The organism is Synechococcus sp. CS-1332 (genome assembly GCF_025127995.1).
In the GTDB taxonomy this organism is placed as follows: domain Bacteria; phylum Cyanobacteriota; class Cyanobacteriia; order PCC-6307; family Cyanobiaceae; genus Cyanobium.
In genome coordinates this window covers 15,006-38,582 of record NZ_JAHLYP010000046.1, presented here as the reverse complement: position 1 = coordinate 38,582, position 23,577 = coordinate 15,006, and the positions used below count along the sequence as shown (strand labels likewise).

Sequence of the window (23,577 nt, the reverse complement as noted above, 5' to 3'; positions counted from 1 at the left end):
GCAGAGTTGCGAGCTGATGCAACGGGCGGCGGAGCGGGCCTGGATCCAGCGTCGGTGGAGATCAGCCTCCGCCGGAGAATCACTCCGTGAGGGGAACGTGCTCAACGAACACCAACCGCCGGCCGGAGAGCACCTGTTTCACACCGTCTTGCTTCGGTGGGCCATCAACCGGGTACTCCTCGTATTCCGCGACCACCAGCCGCAACCTCCCATCAAGACCCTCCGGGATGTCCAGCCGCCCGTCCCACAGCGGTGGGCGAAGCACGATCCGCTCGGCCAGACCCTCGATCAGCAGATTGGCGAAGTCTCCGTCCCGCTTCAGGGCCAAGGCACGCAAGCCCTGCTCGGGAGTCAACCGTTCGCGCATCCGCACCTGGGGCTCAAGCCCTGGAGCGGCGGTGCCCGCAGGCAGGGCTGTTCCATCGGCACCGGAAACACGCTCCCAGCCGAAATCCTCCCCGAGAGCGGGCTCGAGGAGCTCCAGCCAGACATTAATGACTGAGGTCTTGGTGACGGCCGCGTATGACGTGGCCGTTCGCGAGAGAGGATCGATTTCGGAACGGGCCACCTGGGCGCCACCGGAATCGGTGAAACCCGGCCCGTACACAGTCACGAAGCGAACGCGACCCTCCTGTTCCGGACGCACGGTGAGCCAGCGGTCGGCCGTGAGTTGCATGAAATCGGCGAACTCCACTTCGGACAGGTGCGCGCCAGTTGTGGAGCACGGTTGATACCGGGCCAGGGCCAGACGTACGAAGGGCCAATAGGACGAACCCTGGTCCATCTCGATGTCGCAAAACCAGAGCTGCCGTTCCGGGTCGAAGGCCACATCGTGCGGTGCGATCTCCACCGGTAGGCCGTCATTGGTAAGCCTCAGCTCAGCGACCGATCGATCGCCCACCGGGAACGGCCCGGGGCTCTGGTCCGCTTCGGAGGTGGGTGCTCCGTTCGGCAACCAGCCCCCGGCAGGATCTGGCTGCCAGCGTGCCAGGGGGAAGCGACGACGATCAGGGGCGGCGCCAGCGACAAAGGGGGATTGCCAGATCGGATCGTTGCCCCATTGGGTGACGAACTTGGTGTAGGGCTTCTCGGTCGGTTGGCTCTCCGGGTCGGCGCGAAACTCGGCGGGTGGCAGCACGACCGCCAGCATTTCTCCATAGCCACTGACGTTCCACGGGCGGTCGAGATAGATCCGCAGGCCCCCGCCTCGGCGCCAACTACGGATGGTTCCGTCCCCGTCGCGGCCACGGACCCAACCGAAGGTGGGCACCACATAGAGAATCTGGGGTGGGGGCGGTGGCGCCGAACTGGGGATCCAGGTGACCGATGTTGGGCCCTCCACCAGCAGGTTCTGCTCCACTTGCTGAAAGGGTCCGTCGGGAGCGAGGGCAGGATCCGGCTCGAGCAGGAGGCGGGGGGGCAGGTATTCGCGGAACCGCGAGGTGGCCTTGAGGCGGTACTCGATGCGGCGGTAGCGGGTGTCGTTGAACTCGTGGTGTTTGCTGGCGAACAGGTCCACATTTGCGTTGAGCCCGATCACGTCCGGTCCTTTGTGCTCATCGGCAGGGAGGCTGTGGTCCGGCGGGGGCTGGGAGCGGGGGACGTAATCCTCGGAATCCGTCACCTTGACCTGGAAAGCCAGGTCGTCGCGCAGGAGATCCAGGGGTGCGGGACTGGCTGGATCGTCCTGGGGCTCGTGCCACTGAGCCAGCAGATCGAGTCGGTCGGTGCTCTTGAGGCTGCAGGTTGTCAGGATCCTGGGCAGAACTCTGGTTTCGCCGGTGGATCGGCTCACCTCGAGCCGCAAGATGATGGGCCGGATCAAGGGCCGCTGGACCGCGTGCACCAGGTCGATGTCCTGCCAGGGCGAGAACAACCAACAACGTCCGTCGATCGCGGTTTCCTCGATCTGCTGCTGCGTGGCCGGATCAAGCCATTGCCAAAGCCCCATCCGCTCAAACAGATCACGCTTGCGCGGCGCCATCGCCAGACGCAGGGTGGCCCTCTCCCCCTTCGCCAAAGGGATCCGCAGCACCCGGGTGGTCGCATCGAACGCTGGCTGGGCCAGAGCGTCGGCCCCAACGTCAACGAGCTCGATGCGGAAGGTCTGAGCCTGGGGCCAGCGTGTTCCAGGCGGATACAGGGGGATTCGAATCGTGGTCTCCGGCGGGATCGTGGGATGGCCGAGAAACCAGGCCGACACCCTGAAAGCCATCGGATCGGGCAGATAGCTCAGGCTTGCGCCCTCCCGCCACACCGAAAACGTCGTGTCGACGGCGGTGGTGTCCAGGGCCCCTTTGAGAGCGAATGTTTCTTCCACTAGGGCCGCAGCCGGATCGCTGGCATCCCGATCCATCTCAACGGCCAGCATCTGGAACGTGGCGGCATCGACAAGGCCTCCCTGATCGAGCACTCCATGCAGTTCCGCTTCTCGCACGGTGGACTGGGGCGGCACGGCGTGACGGCGTGCCAGCTCACCCGATGGGGCTGGGTCGTCAAAGACGTCGTTGAAACTGCGGATGGCGAGCCGCGCCATCGACTCCCCCTCCGCCGGGCGCTCGGTGCTGCCCTGAGCGGGGCGAAACAGGGCCAGGGCCGGTGCCGCCACCGGCTCAAACCGGAGGAAGGGTCTGGCCTCATCAACCGGTCGCTCCGGCCCGATGTTGTTCTCCTGAGGGAGCAGGGACTGGCCCGCCAGGTCCACTGCCCGGGCACGCAGGGCGTAGCTGCGGCCATAGCGAAGCCGCGGCAGGGAGCCTGGGACTGCATTGAAAAGGGAACGAAACTCCAACCCAGGCAGCTCCCCCGCCTGTTCTGTGAACGCGGGCTTGCCGCCCGCCGGGGTCCCCACATCGACGCCGATCGCCAGGCCCGGCGCTGGGGCCGCCAGGCTCCAGCCTGTCCAGGTGATCAGGGTTTCGTGCAAATAGAGCAGCTTCTGGTTGTACGCGGGGTCGGGGGAGCGGGTGGCGGCCAACTGCACGGTGGCTTCCTCCTTGCCTGCCTTCGGAGCCACCGGCTGTTCCCCAGCGAGGGTATAAGTGGCAGTGCGTTCGCAGAGGGAGCGCCAGATCCCGGTCTGCTGATCCCAGACATCGATGCGATAGCCACGCACCAGATCTTCCGCCCACAGTTCAGCGAAGCCCGGGCCATCGGCGTCCATCTGTAGCTGCTTGCCAGCCGCGAGTCTGCCCTTCAGTGTCTGGGCACGGTCCTTGCGCACCAACATCAAACCCGCGGTGCGTAGGGCCGGCGCCCCCGCCCGCTTTTCCTGGCGCGACACATCATCCTGGAGCAGGAGCGAATCCCCCTTCTTCTGGCTGCGGTATCCCGCCAGGGTGCGGGCGAAGTTCATCAGCTTCAGACCGGCGCCGTCCACATCGGCCTGCAAAACGGCATAGCGATCCGGCTGGCTGTAGAGATCGAGCAGGCCCCGGTCGAGACGAATCTCGGTGTCATTGGGGGGGGGAAGGACACGGGAGCGGGCGAAGAAGTCGCGCTCCGTAAGGGTCACCTGGGTGCGTGGCGAGATGTCCCTCTGCCGGCCCACCAGCACCCCGACTGAGTCGTCCACTTCAACATGCAATCTGAAATCGGCGTTGATAGGAAAGGCCCGGCGATCCAGCACGAAATCCGTCACCAGGCCAAGGCGACGCTGGAGGGTGGGGTAGGCGTTCATCGCGGCCACGACCCGGTGGAAATGCATGGTGCGCGCCAGCTCCTTGGCCGTGGGGACAGGAGGCCGCTCAAACTCCTGAGTGACAGAGCTGATCCGTCGGTCGTCTTGCCGATCCCTGGACTCCAATGGTTTGGGCTGCAGCGGCGGTGTGTGGAACAGCTCAAAACGGGCCAGATGTCGGATGATCTGATCCCTGGAGAACGCTGAAGAACCGGCTCGGCTTCCAGCCATCAGTGGGTTGACCCCCGCCAGGCGATTCTCGATCTGGGTATCCCTTTCTCTCTCGAACGGCAGGATGTCTTCCCGCTGGGTTTTAGTACCCCAGCGGTCGACCTGCTCCACCGCATCGATGAATGTTTGCCAGAGAGGATCATCGAGCAGATCTCGGCCGATCCTGGGCAGGGCATCGCTGCAACGCCTTGCCAGATCAACATAGAGATCCTTGATCCGATCATGGACATCAGTGGCGCTGTAGGCCAGCACCTCACTCTCTTGAAGATCCGTATTGGCTGCATAGCGTTCCACGACAGAATTGGAGCGTAACAGGGCCTGCCAGTCGGCTGAATTCGGCGCCCCCAGGCTGTTGTCCAGACGCGAAACATTGGCGGCATCAAGAACGGAGGTCTTCGCGACTGGCTGACCATCGGCGTAAAAGACAAACGTCAACTGAGCCAGGGCGGCGGGCCAGTCGGACCAGTCGCTGAAACTGGCCAGCGTGGGTGGAGCAAGGTCCGCATCCAGCCGCGGGGTCACCAGCACAGAGACACGCAGGCCAGCATCGCTGATCCCGTTCGGCAGGCAGGTCCAGAGCAGGGTCTGTTTCACCATCACGCCACCTCCGAGGCGAAGGCCCCGCAATAGAGATCCCAGGAGGGCTGGTCGGGGATCAGGTCAAGAAACTTCGGATCGGCCGTGCCACCGCCAAACTCGCGGCGACAACGCACGGCCACATCAAAGCTCAGGAAGAGCACTTCCACTTCAACGATCAGCTCCGCTTCTCCATAGACGATCGATTGGTCACCCTGCTTCTCGTAGGCCAGCTGCAGGTTGAAAGTGAGCGAAGCAGAGAAGATGGCGACGATCGTGAGCTCGCCGTGGATGCGCACATAGCCCGCCAGGACAACGCGTTTCGGACTGGCGCCATCGTCCTTCCAGCTGAAGTAGACACCGGCCTTGATCTCCACCATCCCCGAGGCCACCACCAGGGAGAGGGCGATGGCAGCACCGAATTCGAGCGCAGCCTCGATTTCCTGCACCCCCTTGGCTCCCACCGCGATAGCAAAAAAGCCACCACCACCCAGCAGCGAGACGGTAAGGCTGAAGGGCCGCTGCCGCTCAGCGAAGTTGAAGCGCACCGAGACGGGACGGTTGTCGAAGGGGAGGCTGAATCCAGCTCCGATCGAAATGTTGCTGAGGCTGAAGATCCCCAACGAGATGCTCGGCAGGCCCAGGGAATAGCTGGCAGAGATGCCACTGGGGGTAACGCTGAGAGCGGGCGGATCGGAGAAGCCGTTGCTGGGGATGAAGCGACGCAGATCGTTGACGAACTCCAGAGGTCCGCCGAACATCACAGGCTCAAACTGATCACCTGGCTTCTTCTCATGCATCCGCACCGACACATCAGGCTTCTGACCCGGCCGGCTGTCGAAGCTCAGCTGATCGAACCAGAGAATGATGCAACCGAACAGATTGAGTTTGAAGTTGTTGAGTTCCGCCCTGGCTGCGCGTGATGGCGCCATCGAGCCATCCAAGGGGACGGTGGTGCTGCCTGACAGCATCAATCGGGTGCCGCTGATGCCATCAGCATTCGGGACCAACAGTTGGGGCGTGACCGGCTCGGGCACAGGGCTGACCCAGCTGAACGACGCCTCCAGCCGACTGGGGGGAGCCTCGGGAGGGGCCCCCTCCGCAGGCAGAGTGCGGGTGATAAACCGGGGCGCCGTCGGGTGGTTGAGGGGAACCACCCCAGTGATCAGTTCATTCAGGGTGATCCCACCGATTAAGGTGGCTTCCTTGGGGAAGAAATCCTTGGGATCGAAGCGATTAGCGATGGCGTTGGTGAGTGCGTTCGCAATCTGCTGCTCCGGGGGGCCACCTGGCTGGAGCTGCGCAGAAACTGGGCCGGATCGCTTCGAGAGCCCGAGCACCGCCATCGTCGGTGCGGCCAGGCCACCGATGGCATCGGTCTGCGATTTGCCGGCGCCACCAAAATCGAGGGGGTAGGGCGAGTCCGCCACCGAAAGGAACAGTTCGCCGGGGTTGCTGAGGGCGTCACGCACCACCTCCGGGTAGCGCATGGCGATGGCATCGTCGCGGCCCAGAAGTTTCTGAAGGGCTGGCACACAGACATCGGCCCGCTCCATCTCCGGTGAAAAGTTGGGCGCTGTCGCCAAGAGTTTGTCTGTCGGCGCCAGTGCGCCGACGCGGAAACTCATTGAGCGCGTCGCCAGTTGGGTCTCCCGCGGATTGATGGCGTCGAACCCCACACTGGCGCCGTTGAGCTCGGCCCGACGCACCGAATCCCTGTCTTCAGCATTGTAGGCATCGAGCAGGAGCGTGCTGCGGTCGGTGTTGACGACCTCACTGACAAACAACAGCGGCATGGAAAAGCCAACCCGCTGGCCATCACGATCGGTAGCCACGATCTCAAAACGGAACTTTGTGCCAGTCAGACCACCAATCATGGGGAAGAAGGCCATCCGCTCTGTGATGTCAACCCCATTGGACTTGTCATAGATCTTCTTTCCCTCAGCCGTTTCGAGCTTCGTCGGTTTGTTCAGATTCGGCGTGACTTGCGTCAGCACCTCAACCGTTTGGAAGGGGAAGTTGCGGCCCTTGAACCGGTGGCGACTGCCGTCGTAGTGACGCACTCGTTCGCGCACGATGATGAAAAACCGCTGGCGCAACACGGCTACCCGATTGTTGCTGTCCTTCGTCAATGACTCAAACTTGCGCTCAGTCACCTTCACAAGCGAGGCGGCATGGCCGCACCACATCAGAAAACCCGAATAGACCACACGCACGTAGTGGTCGCGGCCCAGGGTGGCGAGGTGCCGCCATTGCTCAAGATCCACTCCATTGGGTCGGGGATCCCAGTCACCGCCGGCGTCCAGCAGGGCGCCCAGGGAGGAGAGATGCAGGCGTTTCGCCTCGCTGGAACGGGGCAGATAGGCTCCGGCGCCATCGGCCCGCTTCTGGTTCCACTCCCCCATCAACTTCACCAGGAATTGGCGGTCCTGGGCATCGAGGCTCATACGGAACGGCCGCGGCGGATCCACCTGGCCGACCGAATCAAAATCGGGGGACCAGAGCGCCCGAATGCGGGACGGGGTATCTCGACCCCCTTCGGGAACGGGGTCGCCCAGGCGGGTGTGCCAGAGCTCGGTACGGCCGCGCTGGGTGGCTGGCTGGAGGGCATGCTGCCAGCGGGCTGTGCCAATCGGGGAGAGCATCAACCGATAGGGCAGCTCCAGAGCTGTGGTGGTGCGTGCCAGGGGATGGGGTTGGCCCAGCAGCAGGGATACATAGGGCAGGTCGGTGACCAGAGCGGCACCGTCCCGGCCGCCCAACAGTCCCTGGTTCAGCTGGGCGAGTTCGGCCGCCGATCGCAGCGCCAGCGTTCCCAGGGTGGCGGCGTGCAGATCACCGTCGCCCAGTTCGGGATGCTGGGCGGCCAGGGCAACCGATTCGGTGCGGATCGCTTCCCAGACAGCCGTGCCCAACGCACTGGAACCGCCGTTGTCCTGATCCAGTCCTAGCCCGCCGGCCCCTAGTGCCGCCACACGCCGGGCGCTGCTGGTGAGGGCGCGATCGACCGCTGACCGCCGCTCGTTGGCCACCCTGGCCACCAGCGCGCTCTGGAGAGCGCGGGCATCCTTGGGAAGCTGGGAGAAGCCATAGGCCTCATCGGGCCTGGCATTGATGTCGAGGTTGAGGGGCCATTCCCGCATCGCCTTGAGCACCGCCTCTAGGGTGAACGGAAGCGCCCGAAGCTCCGCAGGCATCACATAGGCAAGCCGGCTGGGACCGGCCATTCGCACCTTTGCCGTGGGCAAGGGCCGCAAAGGGTCTGCAGGCTCTGGTAACGGGGGAGGTGGTCTGTTCTTGACGACGGTGGGGCCATTCGGTTTTGACCCATCCCTATTGCGTGGAAGGTCGTCGGCCAAAGTGCCATCAACAGCAGCCTTCTCTAGGTAGGCCTCTTCGCCGAAGCTCTGGGAAGGGAACTCGACGATCAGCAGGCCACGCCGTGCCGGATCGAGACGAACCAGTTCAGCGCCTGCCTCACCGGCCCCCGGCACGATGCGCAGGTTGTCGAAGAGCAGATCAAAGACGAGATGGTCATCGGGACGGCGCACCCTGACCCGCAGCTCCACCTCTTTCCTGGGTGCAAGCCGCTCCAGCAGCGGTCCGAGCTGGAAGGTGTCGAACCCTTCCCTAGGGGAAGCCCGGCGAACCGGGGTGGTTGGAATCACCCGGCGCACAATCCGCTGGAAGGAATCCGTCATGGGGAGCGCTGGGAAAGGGGAGACCCAATAAAGACGCAAAAACCCACCAGTTCGGTTGACGGGCTTGGACTAATTCCGCTCGATTACACCGATGAAGCTGGTTTGAATCTGGCATGAATTCCCAGACCAAACCGCCGAGGGGAGAAACGCAACATCCCCTGAACGCATCGGGCCAACCTTCCCGAAATCGGGCACCCACCGGACCGTCGCGCCGGGAGGCGCGCTCAGCGCACCATCGCTGCCACGTTGCCGCCATCGACGGTGAGCACGGCGCCGGTGGTGCGCTGCATCAGGGCCAGGGCGACGAAGGCGTCGGCCACATCGCTGGCGCGCACCTCGGCGCCCAGCAGGTTGCCGGCCATGTAGAGCTCCTCGCTGAGGCCGCGGGCGGCGGAGCGCTCCTTGATCATCGTGTCGTCGAGCAGGCCGGAGCGGATGCGGTCGGCGTTGATGGCGTTCACCCGCACGCCCGCCTCGCCTTCCTCGAGGGCGTACTGGCGCACAAGGGCCAGCAGGGCCGCCTTGCTGATGCCGTAGGCGCCGAAGTTGGGGCCGGGGTTGAGGGCCTGCTTGCTGACGTTGAACAGCAGCTGGCCGCCCAGGCCTTGGGCGCGGAACACCGCAAGGGTCGCCTGGGCGACGCTCTGGTGGGCGAAGAAGTTGAGCTCGAAGCTGGCCCGCAGGTCGGCGTCGGCCAGGGTGGCCATCGGTCCGGTCCAGGCGGCACCGGCATTACTGACCACGATGTCGAGGCCGCCGAAGTGGGCCGCCACCGCCGCGACGGCGGCCTGCACCGCCGCCGGGTCGGTGACGTCACAGGCCACGGCCAGGGCCCACTTGCCGCAGGCGGCGGCCACCACCGCCGCGGCCTCCTGCTCCAGATCGAGCACCGCCACGTCGGCCCCGGCGGCGGCGAAGGCCCGGGCGGTCGCCGCCCCGATGGCACCAGCAGCACCGGTGACCAGCACCACCTGGCGGGCCAGGGGCTTCTCGGCCGCCTTGCCGAGCTTGGCCTGCTCCAGGCTCCAGTACTCCATGGCAAAGGTGTCGGCCTCGCCCACCGGCGCGAAGCGGCCGATCGCTTCGGCCGCCAGCAGGGTCTGGGCCCAGGCTTCGGCGATGTCGGCCACGGTGGCCGCCTCGGCGGCCGACTTGCCGATCCCCACCAGCCCCAGGCCGGGGATCGCCGCCACCCGCGGCAGGGGATCGAGCGCCTTCTTGACGCCCCCGGCGGCGGCGTTCTGGCGCTGGACGTAGGCGCGGTAGTCGGTGGCGTAGGCCTCCAGGGCCTGCTCAAGGGCCTGGCCCCAGGCGGCCAGGGCGTGGCCGTCGCCGCCGGACGGCAGGGGCGGCAGCACCAGGGGCCGGGCCTTGGTGCGGATGACGTGGTCGGGGGTGGCGACGCCCCGGCCGGCCCAGTCCGGCAGCCGGGCGTCGTCGCTGACGGCGCGGGCCAGGGGGGTGTCGCGCAGCGCCAGGATCCAGTGGGGACGAACGCCGGCGGCGACGGCGGCCCGGCCCAGGGCGCCCCGCAGCACCGGCAGCACCGCCGCTGCAGGGGCGGGGCGCTCCGGCACGGCCACGGCGTGCAACGTGCGTTCGCCCCGGGCCAGGCGCTCCTCGGCCCGCCGCACCAGGTCGATCATCCGGTCGTAGCTCTGTTCGGCGCTGGCGCCGAAGGAGAACAGGCCGTGCTGCAGCAGGACCATGCCCTCGGGTTCGCTGCCGCCGGCCGCCGCGGCCTCGTAGGCCAGGGCCGCCGCCTTGGCCAGGGCGAAACCGGGCATCACGTAGGGCACCAGGGCCACCCGATCGCCGTAGACCTCGCGGCAGACCTCGGCCGCATCGGGCTGGTCGGCCAGGGCCAGCAGGGCGATCGAATGGGTGTGATCGACGAAGGTGTGGGGCAGGAAGGCATGCAGCAGCGCCTCCACCGAGGGGTTGGGGGCGGCCGGATCGATCAGGTTCTGGCGCTGGGCCGCCACCATCGCCTCGTCGCTGAGGGACTCCAGGACCCGCAGAGCCTGCAGGGGCTCGAGCCGCACCGCCGGATGGCCCGGCGGCTCGATCGAGCCCAGGTCCCAGCCCGATCCCTTGACGCACAGCACCCGGATCGCTTCCCCGAGCAACCCGTGAACGGTGGTTTTCACCGAGGTGTTGCCGCCGCCGTGCAGCACCAGCTCCGGGTCGGCCCCCAGCAGCCGGGCCGAGTAGGTGCGCAGGGCCAGGTCTTCATTCACCCCCTGCTCGCCGTAGCGGGCGATCGCTTCACGGGCGGCGGCGTCCGACCAGCGGTGTTGCACGGCCATGGGGCGAAACGGGTCTCTGGGGGGAGACTACGGGGAGCGATCTCCCAGGGACTGCCTGTGCCCATCCATTGCCGCCGCGAGGACTTGAAGCCGTGGGCCTGCCTGGCGTGGCTAACCCTGATCCTGGCGGTGGGGGTCGGGGTGGCGGTCCCCGCCCCGGCCCAGACGGTCCCACCCCAGATCCCCCGCGATGGGTGGAAGGACTGCGCGTACAACGACAAGCCCCTGGCCTGCGTGGATGCGCAGATCCCCGGCGGCCTGAAGATCCGCTGGAAGGACGGCCAGTCGATGACCTACCGCGAGGTGTCCGGCAAGGGCAAGGACGCCAATGGCAGCGACCTGCTGCGCGACCGGCTGGGGGGACTCTGGCGCCGGGAGCTGTTCGTCCAGGGCAACATCACCCTCACCAACGAGGCCAACGGCAACCGGATCTTCGTGCCGCTGCGCTTCCCCTGCAAACCGCCCCTGAAGGGAGACGTGGGCTACTGCCGCTACTGAACCCGCCGCCATGAGAGCGATTCTCGCCACCCCCGCTTTGGTCGACAGGGAGTTGCCGGTGCCCATCCCCGGCCCCCACGACCTGCTGGTGCGGATCGAGGCGGTGGCGGTGAACCCGATCGACACCAAGCTGCGGGCCGGCGTGGGCACAGGGGATCCACCCCGGCAGCTGGGCTGGGACGCCGCCGGGGTGGTGGCGGCGACCGGGGAGCGGGTGAGCCGCTTCCGGGTGGGGGATCCGGTGATGTTCGCCGGCGACGTGGGCCGCTCTGGCTGCAACGCCGAAGCCGTGCTGGTGGACGAGCGCCTGGTGGGCCGCAAACCGGCGCGCCTCTCCTGGGCCGAGGCGGCCGCCGTGCCGCTGACGGGCCTGACGGCCTGGGAGGCCCTGTTCGAGCGCCTCGATCTCGACCCGAGCGGTGAACGGGGGCGGGGCCGCAGCTTGCTGATCCTCGGCGGCGCCGGCGGGGTGGGCTCGATCGCCATCCAGCTGGCCCGCCGGGCCGGGGCGGTGGTGATTGCCAGCGCCTCGCGCCCCGAGAGTGCCGCCTGGGTGCGGGAACTGGGGGCCGACCACGTCGTCGACCACCACCGGCCCCTGGCCCCCCAGCTGGCCGCCCTGGGCTTCGAGGCGGTGGATCTGATCGCCAATTTCAGCGACACCGACGCCTACTGGGAGGTGATGGCGGCGCTCATCGCCCCGCTGGGATCGATCGTGGCGATCGTGGGCAACCGCCGGCCCCTCGACCTCAACATCCTCAAGGCCAAGAGCGTGCGCTTCGCCTGGGAGTTCATGTTCACCCGCTCCCAGTTCCAGACCCCCGACATGGGGGAACAGGGGCGGATCCTGGACCGGCTCGCCGACCATTTCGATCGGGGGGAGCTGCGCCCCACGCTGAGCAGGACCCTCAGCCCCATCAACGCCGCCAACCTGGCGATCGCCCACGCCCAGCTGGCGGCCGGGAGCACAATCGGCAAGCTGGCCCTGGCCGGCTGGGGCTGAGCCTGAGGCGGCGCCGGGACCCCCCGCGGGCCCTTAGCGCACGGCCACCAGCACCCGGTGGCGGGGGTCGCAGGCCTGGCTGAGCACCTCTTTGAAGCCGGCCTGCTCGAGGGCTTCCGGCAGATCGAGGCTGAAGTACGCCTCCAGGTAGGGCTCGGTGCTCTTGAGCAGGGTGGCGATCGGCGCCGGCAGCCGGCGGATCACGTCCGAATCGGGGTCCTGATCCACCAGGGCCACCACCCCGCCGGGCCGCAGCAGCCGGGCCGCCTCCCGAAGCACCGCCCGGGTGGCCTCGGCAGGCAGCTCGTGGCAGACGAACTGGAGGGTGATCAGGTCGATGCTGGCCGCCGGCAGGCCGGTGGCCTCGGCGGCGGCGTGGTGCCAGCGCCGGATGCGGCCCTCGGGATCCCGGACCCTGGCCACCGCCAGCATCTGGGGGGACAGGTCGAGGCCGTCGACGGCCACGTCGGTGCCCTCGCGCCGCTCCAGCCAGTCCTTGAGGGCCAGGGTGCCGACACCCACCGAGCAGCCGATGTCGAGGGCGCTGTGGACCGGGCCGCTGAGGCTCGGTTCGATCGCCGCGAAGATCGCCGCCCGCAACCGCGCCTGGGCCTGCTGGGGCTGGAGGGATTCCTCTGGCCACACCCGCAGCGCCATGGCATCAGTGGCCTGCTCCGCCTCGCCCGCCGCCTGCCAGCAGAGGTTCCCCTGCTGGTAGGCGTGGAACCGGGCCCGGTAGTAGGGCGGCGTGTCGGTGGCCGCATCGGTGCTTCTGGCCAGCAGCGGCTCGGCCTGCTGCAGGAGCTCCTCGCGCCGGGCCCGCCAGGCGATGCCGCGGCGCTCGGCGGTGCGGATGATCAGCTGACGGGCCTGCAGAAACAGCAGCAGCCGCAGCGGCTCGACGGCCAGCAGCCGGTCGATCAGCCAGCCGAGGGGATGGCGCGAGGCCACCCAGTTGGGGGGCGGGGCGGCGGCGGGCTGGGCCTGGGCCATGGCGGCGGAGCGGCGGCGGCGACTCAGTCTGGACGCGGTTCGGCCCAGGGCGCCAGGCGCAGCCGCAACGAGGCGGCGAAGCCCGCCAAGGCCACCGCCAGCCAGATCCAGCCGTGCAGGCTGAAGCTCATCACCCCGCCCAGGAAGGCGTTGACGTTGCAACCCGAGGCCAGCAGCCCGCCGTAGCCCATCAACAGGCCGCCGAAGCCGCGCCGGGCGAGTTCCGGCCCGGCCTGGGGCCCCTCCCCCCGCCAGCGGAAGCGGCCCTGGCCGATGGCGGTGGCCACGGCGCCGTAGAGCAGGCCCAGATCAACCAGCACGGCGTCGTTGAACAGCCAGGCGTCCGGCCCCACCAGCAGCGCCTGGCCCCGGGGGCTCGACCAGAACAGGCTGGTCTGGGGATCCCAGCCCAGGGCCTGGGCCACGTGGGCGCCACTGAGGGCCAGGCCCCAGAGCACCTTCCAGGGCTCCGCTGTGACCAGCAACAGGCCCGTGGCCAGCAAAGCCACGGCCACGGCGCCGCCGTAGAGCGCGCGGCTTTCGCCGCTCCACGGGACCTGGCCGCTCCAGCGCCAAAGCAGGACGGCGATCAGGGCGATCCAGGCCAGCTGCAGCACCACAGACCCCGTCAGACCGAACAGCTCGAGACCGGAGGGTGAGGGGAGGCGGGGCAGGCCAAGGGCGGCCAGCTGAGGGGCGTGCAGGGTGCCCAGGAAGGCACCGATCACCAGACCGACCAGGGCGGCCAGCACACCGCCCCCGCCCCGGGAGGCCGCTGCCAGGGTGCCGCAGCCGCAGCCCCGGGCCCGCTCCATGCCGATGCCGAACAGGAAGGCCCCGGCCAGGAACGGCAGGGAGAGGGGGGTGGCCAGCAGCTTCGGCCGCAGGCCGGTGAGGGGCTCGAAGGCGAGCACCAGGGCCATGGCGATCACCAGCAGCGCCACCAGCAGCAACTGGGCGAAGACCGGACCGGGATCCCGCCGCTCCAGCAGCCGGCGGTAGCCGGAGGCGAAACCGAAATTGGAGCGGACCAGCCCATGGCCGAGGCCGCATCCCAGGCCCCAGACAAGGGCCGAAGCCGGTTGCCGGGCCACCAGGACCACCCCGACCGCCTCGGCCGGGGCCACAACCAGAGCTGTGGAAAGCGGCTGTTTCAACGCTTCTTCGACTTGGCGGCGGGGGCAGGGGTGTCGCTGCCGGTGTCACAGGCCAGGGCGGCGGCTGGGGCGAGCAATAGCAGCAGCAGGCTGGTGAGCGCCCAGAAGCGCCTGTTGAAAATCAGCATGGCGATGGGTGGGGGAAGGGAATTCAGCGGCTGCTGATCTGGGCTGGGCTGCCCTCAGGCCCCACGGCGATCGGCAGCGTGGAGGCGCTGTATTCGGTCCAGGAGCCTTCATAGATCCGCACCTTGGGGTACTTGAGCAGATGCTTCAGGGTGAGGAACTGGAGGCTGGCTTCCCGACCGGTACTGCAGGAGACGATCACCTCCTTGTCGGGAGTGATGCCACGGCTGACCAGCAGGGCCTTGATCTCTTCAACGGACTTGAGCTTGTGGGGATTCTTTCTGGCCTCATCGGCGTTGTTGGCTTCGGTGAACGTCTGCCAGGGGATGTTCTTGGCGCCGGGGATGTGGCCGTTGCGGATGAAGGTCTGGTCGGTGCCCTCGAACTGGGCCTTGGGCCGTGGGTCGATGATCACCACGTTGCTCTTGCCGATCAGGGGCGCCAGCTCGTTCAGGGGAATGGCCAGACCCTTGACCGTGGTGGGCCGGAAGCTGCCGAATTGGAACGTGGGGAAGGCCTTGGTGGTGGGCTGGGAGGCCGCCTTGTACCCACTCAGGCCGCCATTGACGATCGCCACCTGGCGCACGCCGCTCTTCTCGAGGATGTAGGAGACCAGAGAAGTGCCCAGCACGTCAGTGCCGTCGGAATAGACGAGCACTGAATCCCTGTTGGAGATGCCCGCCTGGCTCAGCAGGCTGGCCAGCTTGGTGGGGGTCCAGATCTGGAAGGGCAGGCGGCCGTTGGGTCCGCGGAAGGCCTGCTCCGAGAGATGGACGGCGCCGGGCACATGGCCACCGATGTAAGAGAGGGGCGGCACCGGGCGCACGTCAAGCACCTTCCAGCGGCCCGAGCTGGCGGCGGCAGCGGCCTCCTCAGGCGAGAACACCTGGAAGCTGGTGCCCCCCGGAGCCAGGGTTGTCACCCCCGTGCTGGCCGGCGCAGCAGGGGCAGCCAGGGCCTGGGAGATCGAGGCATTGCCGAGGGCGAAGCTGGTGGTGATGGCCGTGGCGGTGGCGGCTCCTGCCGCGACCGAGAGCAGCAGGCGCCGGGCGGGGCGGGAGGTCTGCGGGAACATTGAACGCAAAGGCGACCGATATACCGATGTTTAAAGGATGGCCCCGCTAGGGCCCTGTGTGTTCAGCCACGTCGGGATGTGCTTCCAGAATCGGGGTACGGTTGCCCTGCTGCCGCGAAGAACAAGCCATGCACTGGCGTCCCCGTCTGCTGGCCCTCTCCACCTCTGTGCTGGTGGGGGCCGGCGCCCTGGTCGGCGGAGCCGCCCTGGCCACCCCGGCCGGATCGCTGCTCAAGGGCCTGGCGCTGCCGCTGCCCAAGCCTGCCGCCAGCCTGTTCGCCGCCAATGCGATCGGCCAGACCAGCCTCAACACCCAGCTGCCCGGCAAACCCGAGGAGCTGCTCGCCAAGGTGAAGGCGTCACTGGCCAAGCAGGGCTATAGCGAGCGCAAGATCAACACCGTGGTGGGCCCCTGGGGCTTCAACCTGGTGCTGGATCCTCCCTCCGGCACCAAGGTGGATGGCACCGCCGACGGCAAGTCCGCCGCCCTGGTGCTGCAGGCCACCGCCATCGGCCCCAACCAGCTCAACCTCAACGTCCGCTTCGAAGGGCTCTGAGGGGTCGCGGACCAGAGTCACCCCATGGACAGCAAGCCGGCCCCCAATTGGTGGGCCCGCAACTGGAAATGGCTGGTGCCGGCCGGCTGTCTCACGGGGGTGGCCGGCCTGGCCGGCTTCATCGCCCTGATCGTGGGCCTCGTGTTCGGCCTGATCAAGTCGTCCACGCCGTACCAGCAGGCCCTGGCCAAGGCCCAGAAGGATCCCGTGGTCATCAGCCGGCTGGGCACGCCGATCAACGGGGGCTTGCTGGTGTCCGGCAGCGTCAATCTCTCCGGTGGCACGGGCCAGGCCAATCTGGCCATCCCCCTGCAGGGGTCCAAAGGCAGCGGCACCCTCTACGTGGAGGCCCGCCAGAGCGCCGGCACCTGGACCTACACCACCCTGACGGTCCGGCCGGACGGCGCCGGCGGACCGATCAGCCTGCTGCGGCCCTCGCTCTGAACCGTGCTCAGCGCGGGGCCACGGGGTGGGCGTAAAGGGCTTTGAGCCCCTCCTCGCTGGCCGGGGCCACGCCCCGCTCCGTGATCAGGGCCGTCACCAGCCGGGCGGGGGTGACATCAAAGGCCGGGTTGAAGCCCTCGCTGCCGTCGGGCACCAGCTGCACGCTGGTGGGCTCCCCTGCCGCGGGCTTGCCGGCGATGCGGGTCACCTCCAGGGGGGAGCGGGCCTCGATCGGGATCTCGTTCACCCCGTCGGCGATGGTCCAGTCGATGGTGGAGGCCGGCAGGGCCACGTAGAAGGGCACGCCGTTGTCGTGGGCGGCCAGGGCCTTGAGGTAGGTGCCGATCTTGTTGCAGACATCGCCTGAGCGGGTGGTGCGGTCGGTGCCGACGATCACCGCATCCACCAGGCCGTGCTGCATGAGATGCCCGCCGGCGTTGTCGACGATCACGGTGTGGGGCACCCCTTCGCGGCCCAGCTCGAAGGCCGTCAGGCTGGCCCCCTGGTTGCGGGGCCGGGTCTCATCGACCCACACATGGATCGGCAGGCCGGCGCGGTGGGCCTTGTAGATCGGCGCCAGGGCCGTGCCCCAGTCGACCGTGGCCAGCCAACCGGCATTGCAGTGGGTGAGCACGTTCAGGGGCTGGCCGCGTCGTTCCTCGGGGCGCCGGGCCGCGATCTCCTGAAACAGGCGCAGGCCGTGGTCGCCGATCGCCTCGCACATGGCCACGTCCTCCTCGGCGATGGCGGCCGCCTCGGCCTGCGCCGCCTCGGCGCGCTGCTCCGGCGCCAGGGGCAGGACCCGCTGCAGCACCCGCTCCAGGGCCCAGCGCAGGTTGATGGCGGTGGGACGGGTGGCATCGAGGCGATCGAAGGCCGCGGCCAGGGCGCCGTCGGAGGGATCGGCCTGCAGGGCCAGCATCAGGCCGTAGGCCCCGGTGACGCCGATCAGGGGCGCACCCCGCACCACCATGGTGACGATCGCCTCGGCCGCCTCCTCGACGGTGGTGAGCGAGCGGGTGACGAAGCGGTGCGGCAGCAGGGTCTGGTCGATCACGCCGACCGAGCGGCCACCGTCCTCCAGCCAGATGGTGCGCCAGGGCCTGCCGTCGATGTTCATGGTCGTGGAAGAAGCAGAACGATGGTTCCGATCATCCCTGCCGGCAGGGAAGGGCCGAACCAGGGCGATAGATTTTCCCCACATCGTTGGCCGTACCTGGTGAAGTCACGGCCTGCCCTTGTTGGACTCAGCCTTCTGGTCGGTCTGCTGGGCGCCTGCGGTTCCGCTCCGCCCGCGAAGGTCGTGGCGCCTGCTCCGGCGGAATCGCCGCTGCTGGCTCCAATGAACAAGGCCAGACAGGCCGTGGATCAGGTCAATGCCGCCCAGGATCAGCGCGACAAGGCCATCGAGGAAGCCCACCAGTGAGGTCAAAGGTGCGCGCTCAGGGGAGCAGGCTGACTAGCCCCCCCGGGCATCACGCAGCATCATCGCCATGCGCTGCAGCAACTTCCAGCCGATCACGCCGTTGGCCTCCACCAGGGGGCGGAAGTCCCAGTAGGTGAGGCCATAGCAATCGAGGCGGCTGGCGGCGGTGATCGTGGCCATGCGGGTGCCGTCGTCGATCAGGGCGATCTCGCCGAAGAAGTCACCGGCGCCGAGCGTGGAGTGGGGTGTGCCATGGATCGAAACCGTCGCTTCGCCCGCTTCGATCACATAGAAGGCGGAGCCACCGGAGCCCTCCTGGATGATCGTTTCGCCGGCCTCAAAGTCCCGTTCCTTGAACAGCAGGGCGATCTGCTGCAGCTCCTCGAGGCTCAGATCGGCGAACAGCGGCACGCGCTGCAGCACTTCGACGGGGGCACCGCGCATCAGGGTCCGGCCTTCGTGATGGCTCGGCACTGAAGCAGAACCAAGGTGCCATCGGCAAACGCCCACTCCAAGTCACGTCCGGGGCCGTAGACCTCTTCGCAGCGCAGGGCGAGGCGGTTCAGGGCCAGCAGCTGGGCCTCATCGAGGCAGAGCTGCTCCACCAGCTCGGGCGGAAGTTTTTCCTCCTGGGTGCCGCCACCGGCCAGCGGACGGATCGCCACGGCCTTGTAGCCCGGCCGGCACTCCCGCACCTGCCCGGCCCGATCGAGGCAGATGTGGTCGGGGATCACCAGGCCCGCCACCACCGCCTCCCCCAGGCCCCAGCTCGCCTCGATCACCCGCTCGTCCGCACCGGTCACGGGATGGCGCGTGAACATCACCCCGGCACTGACAGGGGAGAGCAGCGTCTGGACGACGACGCCGACGCTGGGGCGGCTGAACAGGCCGACCCGCTTGCGGTAGCTGATGGCGGCATCGGAGTTCGCCGACCACCACACAGCCCGCAGCGCCTCGGCCAGCGCCTCCAGCGAGGGGACGTTGAGCAGGGTCAGGTGCTGGCCGGCGAAGCTGGCGGCGACGCCGTCCTCATCGATGGCGGAGGAGCGGACCGCCAGGGGACCGTCCAGGCCGCCCACCGCCACCAGCACCTCAGCGATGGCGTCATCGTCGCCGCCGGCCACCGCCTCCACCAGATCGGCGGCGAGGGCGAATCCACTGGGCACCGGCAGGCCGTCGCGAAGGGCCTGCCCCAGGCCCACGGCCTTGGCACCAAAGCGCGAGAGCTCGAGGGCCGCTTCGAGGGGAACGACCCGGCTCATACCAACACCGTCACCTCACCGGCACTGCCGTCCACCCGCAGGCGCTGCCCATCGGCGATGCGCTGGGTGGCCTCGCGGGTGCCCACCACGCCGGGGATGCCGTACTCCCGGGCCACGATTGCCGCGTGGGAGAGCAGGCCGCCGCTGTCGGTCACGATGCCGCCCAGCAGGGGCAGCAGGATGTTGAAGGCCTCGGTGGTCGAGGCGGTGACCAGGATGTCGCCGCGCTGGATCCGGCCGAACTCGGAAGCCTGGGACACCAGACGGGCAGGCCCCTCAACGACCCCCTGGCTGGCCGCCAGACCGCGCAGCCGATCGGCTTCGTGGGGGGCCACCGAACTGCCGAAGAGGGCGTCGAGGGCCAGGCCGGTGGCACGCATCATGCGGGCGGCGGCGGCGGGCAGAGCGGCCAGGTCCGGCATGGGCGGCGGGGTGCCGATCGTGGCCGGTGCCTCCCGGGAACTGTGGGCGGCGCGGGCGGCGAGGGCATCGGCGCCGGGGTCGGCGCTGCCGCCCAGCAGGGCGGCCATCTCGTCGAGGTCGGCATCGAGGAGATGGAGCGGATCGTGGAGACGGCCCCGGTCCGCCAGGCGCCGGCCGGCGGCCAGGGTCGCCCGCCGCATCAGCCCCGACGCCCAGATGTCGCTGAACACCCCCCGTTCATCGCGGATCGGGTAGGTGAGCCTGGCCTCTTCGAGCAGCTCATCGAACTGGCTGCGGTGCGCCTCCGGCACCGCGGCGCGCACGGTGGCGATGCGGTCCTGCAGATCGGAAGGAACGGCCTGCTCGGCCACGGCGGCCCGGATGGCGCGGCACAGGGCGTCGGGCAGCTCAAGGGCACAGGGGTTGGAGATGTCGAACCCATCCAGCAGCCGGTAGCCCACCAGATCGAGGTAGGCGCTAGCCGCTTCGCCGGTGCCCCCCTCCAGGCCGCGCAGCTGGGCAAGCATCGCGCCCGCCTCCCCGGGGGCCTCCAGCAGCTCCTTGGCCCGCGGATCTCGGCGGATGGCCCCAATCAGCACTCCGAGCTCGGCCGACGCCCCCGCCGACACCGGTGAGCTGCCCCGCATCAGGCCGAGCAGCTGGGCCGCCGGCAGGCCGGTCCAATCGCCGACATGGGCGAGGAAGTCGCCGGTGGGCACGATCGCGGCCGCCGTGAACCGCATGTGCTGATAGAGCATCTGGGCGTGGTGGTCGCGGCAACGGCCCAGGTGGGCCACCAGGGCGTCATCGGAGAGAGCCTCCGGATCGATGGCCTGCAGGGCGCGGTGCGCCTGGATCGCCGCCGGCTTGAACGTCCCGTTCCAGTCGCGCAGCTGCTCGCGCCAATACTTCTGGGCGAACACCGCCTCGGCCCGGGCGAACCGCCCGGGGGCGTCGGCAGGATCGAGCGGCGTCACCCGCTTGTAGGCGAAGCCGTTCACGTACGCCATCTCGAGCGCCTCGATCACCATTCCGTAGGAACGGGCGAACTCGCTCGTGCCGCGCTGGAAGGCCGGCGGGTGGATGGCGCTCCAGTAGCAGGTGGCCGGCCGGGGGAAGTGAACGGGATCGAGTTCCCAGAAGCCGGGGCCAGGGGAATCGAAGCGAAGCTCGGACGCGGGGCCTGTGAACGCCAAGGGCACCTCCGGGAGGATCGGATTGCGGTGCTGGGAACTTAAGCGAGGCTCCCCCGGCCGGTTTCAGACGCTGCCGGCACGCATCAGCCGCTGCAGCTGGCCACTCTCCAGTTCCAGCACCCGGCGGGCGAAATCGGGATCCCGCTCCAGCACCGCATCGAAGGAATCCACCGGCACGGCCAGCAGGCGGGTGCCGTCGGCCTCGGCCACGATCGTGCTCTCGGAGGCGCTGTGGGTCAGCACCTGGAGCTCATCGAGCACCCGTCCGGGCTGGAGATCCTCCACCCAGGTCCGCTGCCCGTCCCGGTGCTGGACCCGGGCCCGGCCCTCGATCAGCAGCAGCAGTTCGCGGCAGGTGTCGCCCGCCTCGGTGATCAGCTCCCCTCTGGCGAAGCTGCGCACATCGGCCTGGGCCGCCAGGGCATCGAGGGTGTCGGCATCACTGCGGCGGAAGAAATCGCTGGTGGCCAGGAACACGCGCTTCTCCAGCTCCGGGAATTCAGCCAACTGCGGCGGACCGTGGAGACCCTCCACGGTCCCGGCGGTCTGGCGCAGCAGGGGTGGGGCCCCGGGCACAGCCAGCTCGGCCGCCAGGGCCCGGGCCCGGCCGCCATCGAGGCAGGCCGTCAGGAAGAGGGAGGCCGACGAGAGCGTCGGGCTGGGGTCGGCGGCCAGGCTGGCCAGGAAGCTGAGGGTGTCGTCCACGGGCACCTCCAGGGAACAGGAGGGGGCCTCGCCACCGGGATGGGCGAGGGTCTGGGCGACGGCCGCCGGCAGGCGGCGCTCCCAGCCCTCCCGGCGCAGCAGCTCCGGCAGCTCCAGGGGGGCGATGGCCTGCAGGCGCTTCACCAGGCCCGGCACCGCCGGATCCTCCTGGAGGGTGGCCAGGCCGTCGAGAATCGCCCGCAGGGTCAGTTCCTTGCGCAGCTGCAGGCGGTCGTCGAGCAGGGCCAGCACGGCGGACTGGTGACGCAGGGCGCTCTGGTGCAGGGCCCGGTAGCCGTCGGTGAGGGCCGGCAGCCGCCCCAGCAGCAGCTCCACCTTGTGGATCGCCGCAGCCGTGGGGGAGAGGTCGTCCAGCACCTTCTCCTCTTCACGCGAGGAGATGCCGTACTCGCGCCGCAGCGCCTGCAGAGCCTCGCCATCCGCCCCGGACTGACCGGCGTCGGGGCCTTCGCCGAGGCGCTGCACCAGCATCAGCCGCTCCAGCGACTTGCGGTAGCCGCTGAGGCGGATCTGGTCCTCCAGGCTGCGGCGGCTGTCTGGATCCAGCAGCCCGGGATCCTCCACGCCGAGTTCTTCAAGCAGCGTGCGGTGCTCGCTGTCGCTGATGCCGAGGGAGAGGCGCATCTGCTTGAGCACCTCCAGGCTGCTGGCGGCATTGACGAAACCCTCCTCGAGGGCCTCCCGCACCACGCCCTTGTAGGCCTCATGCCGCTTCTGGCCGGTGAAGCCGGGCAGCACCTTGGCCAGCACATACACCTCCTCGGTGCCCAGGTCGGCGAGGGAGCGGCCATCGAGGTAGCGGCCCACATCGAGATCGAGGCGGGTGAGCTGCTTGCGGAAGCGCTCGGCCAGGTTCTCGCGGCCGTAGAGCTCGGGGGAGCGGCTCCAGGCCCGGTAGAGCCAGAGGGTGCTGACGGCCACCAGGGTCACGTCGAACAGGTACTGCGCCCAGGCCGGTGCGAGCAGCAGCAGGGGGCGGCCGGCGAACAGGAAGAAGAAGTTGAACACCAGGAAGGTGGCCACCACGAACACCCGGTGGCGGATCCGCTCGCGGTCGGGCTCGGCGCCGCGGCGCCGCACCCGGGTGCGCAGGGCCGACTCGACCGCCCGGCCCGCGACCGTTCCCAGCCAGGTGCACAGCCCCAGGACCAGGGGCACCGCCACCAGCTTGGGCACATCGATCGGCTGGCCGAACAGGAAGAAGCCCGGCCGCAGCAGCTGGGCCAGCTGGTCCTCCTGGCGCAGCCAGACGCCGGAGAAGTAGTACTCCCAGTTGCCGGCATAGAGGTAGTAGTAGACGAAGTACCCCACCACCAGGCCCACGTAGCCGTAGCGCTCGAAGGCGAAGGCGGGGCTGGGCAGCTTGGCCCAGTAGGTGCGCTCGGCATCGATGTCGATGCAGGGCTGCTGGCAGGCCACGCAGGCGCTCTGCTCGCTGCCATCGGGCTGCACGCTGCGGCACATCGACTGGGTGATCGGCGTGCTGGCCATGTGGGCCTTGCTGCCCAGCAGGCCGGTGGGGGTGGAGAAGACGCTCTGCACCGGCGCCATCGGGCAGAAGTACTGGCACCAGCTCTTGCCGCCATAGAACCAGCCCACGGCGATCGCACAGACGATGGTGAAGCTGAGCCAGGCGAACAGCACCAGGCGGTCGGCGTTGAAGAAGAGGATGCGGCCGCAGAGGCCCACAAACAGCCAGCCGAACTGCAGCCGGGAGTAATGCTTCCCCAGCCAGGAATCGGCCGGCACCTTGGCCAGCTGCAGGCGCTTCTCGCCGGTTTTGGGGTTCACCTTGGCGATCTGGCGCTGCAGCCCCAGGGCACGGGGGATCTGGGAGAGGAAGGAGAGGGGGCAGATCCGCCGCCACAGCTCATGGCCGAAGACAAGCAGGATGAAGATCCCCGACGGCACCACCAGGCCCCAGAACAGCGTGGTGCCAAGGGGATAGGGGGCCTCTGTGAGGCAGGCGCCCTGCACCGGCACGCAGGCGTCCGGCAGGCGCAGGGGGCTCCAGGGGTGGTCGGGCTCGGTGAACCGGGGCGTGAACGGGTCGTACAGAAGCGAAGCAATGATCAGCAGCCAGCCGGTGGTGAGCCCCCAGCGCACCAGATGCATCCGCCGTTCCGTCAACTGAGACTCCTGCCTGTGGTGGTACCCAGGTTCGGACCCTAGCGATGGCCTTCGGCCAACGACTG

The 23,577-nt window shown here is 68.6% G+C and carries 17 protein-coding genes; 5 read left to right on the top strand and 12 right to left on the bottom strand.

The features are described 5' to 3' along the window. Positions 1-79 precede the first annotated feature (79 nt). The 3 genes from KQ305_RS11185 to KQ305_RS11175 all read right to left on the bottom strand — a co-directional run bounded on the left by KQ305_RS11185 (position 80) and on the right by KQ305_RS11175 (position 10,496). On the bottom strand, positions 80-4,507 hold the full coding sequence (locus KQ305_RS11185) for a hypothetical protein (protein WP_259725485.1): 4,428 nt from the start codon (positions 4,505-4,507) through the stop codon (positions 80-82). Further along, positions 4,507-8,187, bottom strand: coding sequence for a hypothetical protein (locus tag KQ305_RS11180; protein ID WP_259725484.1), 3,681 nt, complete (start codon positions 8,185-8,187; stop codon positions 4,507-4,509). Before KQ305_RS11180 ends, KQ305_RS11185 begins: the two co-directional genes overlap by 1 nt. Positions 8,188-8,411: 224 nt before the next feature. After that, complete coding sequence (locus tag KQ305_RS11175; protein ID WP_259725483.1) at positions 8,412-10,496, bottom strand: bifunctional aldolase/short-chain dehydrogenase; 2,085 nt, start codon at positions 10,494-10,496, stop codon at positions 8,412-8,414. 84 nt (positions 10,497-10,580) lie between these two features. Here KQ305_RS11175 and KQ305_RS11170 point away from each other — a divergent pair, with 84 nt between their 5' ends. Both KQ305_RS11170 and KQ305_RS11165 read left to right on the top strand, forming a co-directional pair. Continuing rightward, positions 10,581-10,994: a hypothetical protein gene (locus KQ305_RS11170; RefSeq protein WP_259725482.1), complete on the top strand. Its 414-nt coding sequence runs from the start codon at positions 10,581-10,583 to the stop codon at positions 10,992-10,994. Between the two features lie 10 nt (positions 10,995-11,004). Next, positions 11,005-11,997 (top strand): zinc-binding alcohol dehydrogenase family protein, encoded by a 993-nt coding sequence (locus tag KQ305_RS11165; protein WP_259725481.1) that lies wholly within the window; start codon positions 11,005-11,007, stop codon positions 11,995-11,997. Between the two features lie 33 nt (positions 11,998-12,030). On the opposite strand, the gene KQ305_RS11160 is transcribed toward KQ305_RS11165, so the two are convergent. Genes KQ305_RS11160 through KQ305_RS11145 form a run of 4 tightly spaced genes read right to left on the bottom strand, consistent with a single transcriptional unit; the run spans position 12,031 to position 15,348 of the window. Next, complete coding sequence (locus KQ305_RS11160; protein WP_259725480.1) at positions 12,031-12,990, bottom strand: class I SAM-dependent methyltransferase; 960 nt, start codon at positions 12,988-12,990, stop codon at positions 12,031-12,033. A gap of 23 nt (positions 12,991-13,013) precedes the next feature. Then, a complete protein-coding gene (locus tag KQ305_RS11155) occupies positions 13,014-14,147 on the bottom strand; it encodes a YeeE/YedE family protein (protein ID WP_259725479.1) in 1,134 nt (377 codons plus the stop codon). Beyond that, positions 14,144-14,275, bottom strand: coding sequence for a hypothetical protein (locus KQ305_RS11150; RefSeq protein ID WP_259725478.1), 132 nt, complete (start codon positions 14,273-14,275; stop codon positions 14,144-14,146). The genes KQ305_RS11155 and KQ305_RS11150 overlap by 4 nt, the downstream gene beginning before the upstream one ends. Before the next feature lie 23 nt (positions 14,276-14,298). Then, a complete protein-coding gene (locus KQ305_RS11145) occupies positions 14,299-15,348 on the bottom strand; it encodes a sulfurtransferase (RefSeq protein ID WP_259725477.1) in 1,050 nt (349 codons plus the stop codon). 128 nt (positions 15,349-15,476) lie between these two features. On the opposite strand from KQ305_RS11145, the gene KQ305_RS11140 reads away from it, so the two are divergent. Continuing rightward, positions 15,477-15,905, top strand: a complete 429-nt coding sequence (locus tag KQ305_RS11140) for a hypothetical protein (protein ID WP_259725476.1) — start codon at positions 15,477-15,479, stop codon at positions 15,903-15,905. 24 nt (positions 15,906-15,929) lie between these two features. Further along, on the top strand, positions 15,930-16,349 hold the full coding sequence (locus KQ305_RS11135) for a cytochrome c oxidase assembly factor 1 family protein (protein WP_259725475.1): 420 nt from the start codon (positions 15,930-15,932) through the stop codon (positions 16,347-16,349). 7 nt (positions 16,350-16,356) lie between these two features. Here KQ305_RS11135 and mtnA read toward each other — a convergent pair whose 3' ends face one another. Beyond that, positions 16,357-17,469 (bottom strand): S-methyl-5-thioribose-1-phosphate isomerase, encoded by a 1,113-nt coding sequence (gene mtnA, locus KQ305_RS11130; RefSeq protein ID WP_259725474.1) that lies wholly within the window; start codon positions 17,467-17,469, stop codon positions 16,357-16,359. Positions 17,470-17,490: 21 nt separating this feature from the next. On the opposite strand from mtnA, the gene KQ305_RS11125 reads away from it, so the two are divergent. Continuing rightward, complete coding sequence (locus KQ305_RS11125) at positions 17,491-17,775, top strand: hypothetical protein (protein WP_259725473.1); 285 nt, start codon at positions 17,491-17,493, stop codon at positions 17,773-17,775. A 33-nt stretch (positions 17,776-17,808) separates the two neighbouring features. Here KQ305_RS11125 and KQ305_RS11120 read toward each other — a convergent pair whose 3' ends face one another. The 4 genes from KQ305_RS11120 to KQ305_RS11105 all read right to left on the bottom strand — a co-directional run bounded on the left by KQ305_RS11120 (position 17,809) and on the right by KQ305_RS11105 (position 23,512). Then, the gene (locus tag KQ305_RS11120; protein WP_259725472.1) at positions 17,809-18,219 is read right to left on the bottom strand and encodes a cyclic nucleotide-binding domain-containing protein; all 411 of its coding nucleotides are present in this window, start codon (positions 18,217-18,219) and stop codon (positions 17,809-17,811) included. Then, positions 18,219-19,037, bottom strand: coding sequence for a PEP/pyruvate-binding domain-containing protein (locus KQ305_RS11115; protein WP_259725471.1), 819 nt, complete (start codon positions 19,035-19,037; stop codon positions 18,219-18,221). The genes KQ305_RS11120 and KQ305_RS11115 overlap by 1 nt, the downstream gene beginning before the upstream one ends. Beyond that, positions 19,034-20,656 (bottom strand): PEP-utilizing enzyme, encoded by a 1,623-nt coding sequence (locus KQ305_RS11110; RefSeq protein ID WP_259725470.1) that lies wholly within the window; start codon positions 20,654-20,656, stop codon positions 19,034-19,036. Before KQ305_RS11110 ends, KQ305_RS11115 begins: the two co-directional genes overlap by 4 nt. Before the next feature lie 63 nt (positions 20,657-20,719). Then, the gene (locus KQ305_RS11105) at positions 20,720-23,512 is read right to left on the bottom strand and encodes a cyclic nucleotide-binding domain-containing protein (RefSeq protein ID WP_259725469.1); all 2,793 of its coding nucleotides are present in this window, start codon (positions 23,510-23,512) and stop codon (positions 20,720-20,722) included. Positions 23,513-23,577: the final 65 nt, after the last annotated feature.